Here is a 5,490-nt window from a genome sequence, read left to right on the forward strand (position 1 = left end):
CAAAAGAAAAGGCCAAAGAGCAGAAACAATTAGAAAAGCAGGACGCCACAGAACGAATTGAAATCGAAGGCAAATTCGGAGAAGGCAAACGTCGCTATGGAATGGGCCTTATTTCGACATGCCTTCAACAAACGAGTGAAACGGTAATTTCTATACAAATCCTCGTTTTAAACTTGGAGCGCAAACTGCGCCTCCTTTTTTGGCAATTTTTCGGCATATTTTTTAGTACACTCGCCAAACGAATTTGGGCTGTATAGTGAATTGTTCAGCAGTCCCTACGTACAATCAGCATTAGTGTATGTTTTTCTTATACCTTGTTTCCCAGTTGTCTCGATAATCTTTTTTAGAAAGAGAAAATAAGTGTTCGTATTGTGAAACATCGATATTTTTTTCACGGAGTTTTTTTCTTAAAAAACGGTGATCTCTCTTGGGGGTACCAATTATGTATCCTTCTATCAATACTTCTCTTGTAATTTTATCTTTGTTTTTAGCTAAGGCAAGTTCACCTATTTTTCCTGCGATTGTTTGCTTGGCAACATCTCTAAATAATTCTGGTACAGGGGAGACAAGTTCATTTAAAAATTCAATTTCTTCATCATTCCACATATGCTTCGTTTTTTCTATATAATAATGTTGCCAATCCATATCTGATTTTCCATCTTCTTTAGGCAATTGTTTCAAAAATTTTCGAAACATAAAGAAGCCACCAATACCCAATAAAAAGATTAAGAGAAATCCCCAAAAAACAATAAAATATTCCATAAAGACACCCATACTTTTCATCCTTTTATTTAATAATTGTTAAAAAATGTATTGAATATTACAAATACTATTTCATTTTCTCAATCTGTATAGTAAGATTAAAATATCTGGTTAAATTATTGTTGAAATTTTAAAGTTTTTAAGCAATTATTTATCGAATAATATTAATCTCTCCAATATAATTACAATTATAGACATTAAAAGTCATACATACAAGTATCTAAACATAGAGATGAATTAAGCAAGATTTTTAAGGTTATTATTAAGGGGATGTTATAAAATGATAAGTAATTCAGATGTATATGATCAATCGACATATACTACCACATTTCCAACAGAGGTAATGAATTGGTACTATAACAATGATAAAGATTCGATCATCGTTATTTGGAATAATGAAAACAAAGTGGTTTATGTATCCCAATTGTTTGAAGAGTTTTTTCAAATAAGTGTAGAAAACATATTGGGGAAAGATTGGACTGTCCTCTTACCAAAGGATCAAGTAGAACGGATCAATAAACATTTTAGGTTAAACAATACTAAATTAAAAATTCCGAACATCACCATCTCTTCAAAAAAGGGAGAGACGTATTCTTTTAATGCAATTATTGACAGAATAATCATTGAGGATGAAGAACTTATTATATGTCAATTAAGAGATACCACATACTTAAATGAATTGAAACAAGTATTACTTGATTCGGAAAAATTAATTCTTGCCGGACAACTTTCAGCAGGATTGGTACATGAAATTCGTAATCCGCTTACTTCACTAAAAGGCTTTTTACAACTAGTACAGGCAGGAGTTCAACAAAAAGAAGAGTATTATAAAGTAATGATTGGTGAAATCGAAAAATTAGAAAAGATCACTTCTGAATTGCTTCATATGGCAAAACCATTCAAAAGCCAAAAGAAGATAGAATATGTCCATCAAATGATAGATGATGTTCTATTTTTAATGGATAATCAAACAGATATGAAAAATGTTGATTTCAATATCGATCTAGATAACAGTTTAATGACGCATTGTAATGCTTCTCAAATTAAACAGGTGCTTATTAATTTAATCAAAAACGGCGCGGAAGCAATGAAAAATTCTGGCTCCATTTTTATTACAAGTCGGTTAGTAGATGACTTTATTGAAATCTCTATAAAAGATGAGGGGCAGGGAGTTCCTGAAGAATTATTACAACAACTGCAAAATCCTTTTTTTACAACGAAAGAAGAAGGTACTGGATTAGGATTAGTCATTTCAGAGCATATTCTTGATATTCATCAAGGAACGCTGAAGGTACGTTCTGAAAAAGATAAAGGAACAACATTTACAGTTTTGTTACCAGCTTATTTTGAATAATAACTTTTTCTTTTTGGAAAGGGTTTTTCTTATAATTGAATTTTATCACGTTGGATAAGATATTCGTATATCGATTACATTTCTAAACATTTGTTTTATCTTCTTGTTTCATATAAACTATTATTGAAAAGGGTATGTATTTACATGCCTTATTAATTACTGCTTATGTTCGAAAGAAAGTAGTAATCTTTATTTAGTGAATGAAAGGGGCATAATAGTTTATGAGAGAGCAAGAAGTATTTCGTTCAAAAAAGAACTTTGAACTAAATGGAAAAACGTATAATTACTATGATTTAAAAGCTATTGAAGATGCCGGTCTTGGAAAGGTTGATCGCCTGCCATTTTCAATCCGTGTTCTTTTAGAGTCTGTCATTCGTCAATATGATGGAAAAGTAATTAAAGATGAACACGTAAAGGGACTAGCAAATTGGGGAACTAAAGAAGGGGCAAATACGGACGTTCCTTTTAAACCATCTCGTGTAATTTTACAAGACTTCACAGGAGTGCCTGCAGTTGTTGATTTAGCTTCATTACGTAAAGCAATGGTTGATATGGGAGGAGACCCAGATAAAATTAACCCTGAAGTACCAGTTGATTTAGTTATTGACCACTCTGTACAGGTTGATAAATATGGTACTCATAATGCGTTACAAGCAAATATGGAATTAGAATTCGAAAGAAATGCGGAACGTTATGAGTTTTTACATTGGGCTCAAAAAGCATTCAAAAACTATCGTGCTGTACCACCAGCCACTGGAATTGTACACCAAGTTAACTTGGAGTATTTAGCTGATGTGGTTCATGCAAATGAAAATGAAGAAGGAAGCTATGATTCATTTCCTGATACATTAGTAGGTACAGACTCCCATACGCCAATGGTTAACGGTTTAGGTGTCCTTGGATGGGGAGTTGGTGGGATTGAAGCTGAAGCTGGAATGCTTGGTCAACCTTCCTATTTCCCTTCACCAGAAGTTATTGGTGTGAAATTTACTGGTAGTTTCCCAGAAGGTACTACAGCAACAGATTTAGCACTTACAGTAACGGAAACATTACGTAAGAAAAACGTCGTTGGAAAATTTGTTGAATATTACGGTCCAGGATTAAAAGATATGCCACTTGCCGATCGTGCAACAATTTCGAACATGGCTCCTGAGTACGGTGCAACTTGTGGGTTCTTCCCAATCGATGAAGAATCATTAAATTACTTACGTTTAACTGGACGTAGTGAAGAAAAAATCGCTTTAGTTGAAAAATACTGTAAAGAAAATAATTTGTGGTATTCACCTGAAGATGGTGACCCTGAATATACGGAAACAGTTGAAATCGACTTATCTAAACTAGTACCTAACCTTGCTGGTCCTAAGCGTCCACAAGATAGAATTGCTTTAACAGATATGCAGAAAGAATTCAAAAAAGCGATCACTGCACCTGCAGGAAACCAAGGATTTGGTTTAGATAAATCAGAATTTGATAAAGAAGCAGTAGTAAACCATCCAAATGGTGAAAAATCTGTTATGAAAACTGGAGCAGTAGCAATCGCTGCTATTACATCATGTACAAACACATCCAACCCTTATGTTATGCTAGGCGCAGGACTACTTGCAAAAAATGCTGTTGAAAAAGGACTAAAAGTGCCTGCTTATGTTAAAACGTCACTAGCACCTGGTTCTACAGTTGTTACACGTTATCTTGATGATTCTGGACTGTCTAGTTATCTAGATCAATTAGGATTTAATACTGTTGGATACGGATGTACAACATGTATTGGAAACTCTGGTCCATTACGTGAAGAAATTGAAAAAGCGATTATGGATACTGACTTAACGGTTGCGTCTGTACTTTCAGGTAACCGTAACTTTGAAGGAAGAATCCATCCATTAACAAAAGCTAACTATCTAGCATCTCCACCTCTTGTAGTTGCATATGCGCTAGCAGGAACTGTGGATACGGATTTAAATAATGATCCAATTGGAAAAGATAAAGACGGAAACGACGTTTACTTAAAAGAGATTTGGCCATCAATGGCGGATATTAAAGCGGAAGTAAACAAAGTTGTTAACCCTGAGATTTTCCGTTCTGAATACGATAATTTATTCGAATCTAATGAAAAATGGAATCAAATTGACACAACTGATGAACCATTATACGAATGGTCAGATGAGTCAACTTATATCCAAAATCCTCCTTTCTTTGAAGGGCTATCGAAAGAAGCAGGGTCAATTGAATCATTAAATAACTTACGTGTATTGGGGTATTTTGGCGATTCTATTACAACAGACCATATTTCACCTGCAGGAGCGATTGCAAAAGATATGCCGGCAGGGAAATATTTACAAGAGAAAGGTGTTACACCGCGTTACTTTAACTCTTATGGATCTCGTCGAGGCAACCATGAAGTTATGATGCGTGGAACTTTCGCAAATATTCGTATCCGTAACAAAATTGCTCCAGGCACAGAAGGTGGATATACTACTTACTGGCCGACAGGAGAAATCATGCCTATTTATGATGCAGCAATGAAATATAAAGAAGATAATACAGGCTTAGTCGTTCTCGGTGGAAAAGATTACGGAATGGGATCTTCTCGTGACTGGGCAGCGAAAGGATCAAACCTTTTAGGTGTTAAAGCTGTTATTGCTGAAAGCTATGAAAGAATTCACCGTTCTAACCTAGTTATGATGGGTGTTCTTCCACTAGTATTTGAAAAAGGCGAAAGTGCTGAAAAATTAGGTTTAACTGGTAAAGAAGCACTAAACATTAAGATTGACGAAAATGTTAAACCAAATGACACGGTCGAAGTAGTTGCAACAGATGAAGAAGGCAAAGAAACTAAATTTAACGTTGTTGTTAGATTTGACAGTGAAGTAGAAATGGACTACTACCGTCACGGTGGTATTTTACAAATGGTATTGCGTCAAAGAATGGCACAGTAACAAAGTTAAATCATCACATAATGAAATTCATTATGTGATGATTTTTTTATGCATAAATAAACGCTATATTGGGATGATAATTAATAATTAATAAAAAATATAGGAGTGAATTTTTAACAGTGGACAGACATCAAAATAGGCCAAAGCCAGATGATCGTAGTGATAACGTAGAAAAATTACAAGATATGGTTCATGATACAATTGAAAATTATCGAGAAGCAGAAGAGCGAATGGAATGGGCACCTGAACAGGAGAAAAAGCAAATAAGACGAAAAAACGAACGTCGTGAAGAAGCAATTGAAGGTTTTCGAGATGAAATAAAAGATGAACACAGGCATCAAACGGAATAAGACTGAAGAATTTACCTAAAAAAGTTTCCAATTTATTTTGGAGACTTTTTTTCTTATGGTAAAATGTTAGTTGGATGAAGTATTGGAGGAA

General features: G+C 34.4%; 5 protein-coding genes. 4 read left to right on the forward strand and 1 reads right to left on the reverse strand.

Annotated features, from left to right (window positions below; all coding sequences use genetic code 11):
- Nucleotides 1–257, forward strand: a 257-nt coding sequence (locus ACPYKA_RS18230) for a transposase (protein WP_479543630.1), incomplete at its 5' end; no start/stop codon positions are given.
- Nucleotides 258–291: 34 nt separating this feature from the next.
- On the opposite strand, the gene ACPYKA_RS18235 is transcribed toward ACPYKA_RS18230, so the two are convergent.
- Nucleotides 292–774 (reverse strand): DUF2621 family protein, encoded by a 483-nt coding sequence (locus ACPYKA_RS18235; protein WP_479543631.1) that lies wholly within the window; start codon nucleotides 772–774, stop codon nucleotides 292–294.
- 268 nt (nucleotides 775–1,042) lie between these two features.
- Between ACPYKA_RS18235 and ACPYKA_RS18240 the strand changes: the two genes are divergently transcribed.
- The 3 genes from ACPYKA_RS18240 to tlp all read left to right on the forward strand — a co-directional run bounded on the left by ACPYKA_RS18240 (nucleotide 1,043) and on the right by tlp (nucleotide 5,399).
- On the forward strand, nucleotides 1,043–2,116 hold the full coding sequence (locus ACPYKA_RS18240; RefSeq protein WP_479543632.1) for an ATP-binding protein: 1,074 nt from the start codon (nucleotides 1,043–1,045) through the stop codon (nucleotides 2,114–2,116).
- Between the two features lie 221 nt (nucleotides 2,117–2,337).
- Nucleotides 2,338–5,049, forward strand: a complete 2,712-nt coding sequence (gene acnA / locus ACPYKA_RS18245) for an aconitate hydratase AcnA (RefSeq protein WP_479543633.1) — start codon at nucleotides 2,338–2,340, stop codon at nucleotides 5,047–5,049.
- Between the two features lie 119 nt (nucleotides 5,050–5,168).
- A complete protein-coding gene (gene tlp, locus ACPYKA_RS18250) occupies nucleotides 5,169–5,399 on the forward strand; it encodes a small acid-soluble spore protein Tlp (RefSeq protein WP_479543634.1) in 231 nt (76 codons plus the stop codon).
- Nucleotides 5,400–5,490: the final 91 nt, after the last annotated feature.

The organism is Pseudogracilibacillus amylolyticus (SeqCode), from assembly GCF_051918545.1.
Classification (GTDB): domain Bacteria; phylum Bacillota; class Bacilli; order Bacillales; family Amphibacillaceae; genus Pseudogracilibacillus.

Bases quoted from the DNA above. Each gene is read 5' to 3' on its own strand.
- ACPYKA_RS18235 (WP_479543631.1), bottom strand. From the start codon at position 774: ATGGGTGTCTTTATGGAATATTTTATTGTTTTTTGGGGATTTCTCTTA.
- ACPYKA_RS18240 (WP_479543632.1), top strand. From the start codon at position 1,043: ATGATAAGTAATTCAGATGTATATGATCAATCGACATATACTACCACA.
- acnA (WP_479543633.1), top strand. From the start codon at position 2,338: ATGAGAGAGCAAGAAGTATTTCGTTCAAAAAAGAACTTTGAACTAAAT.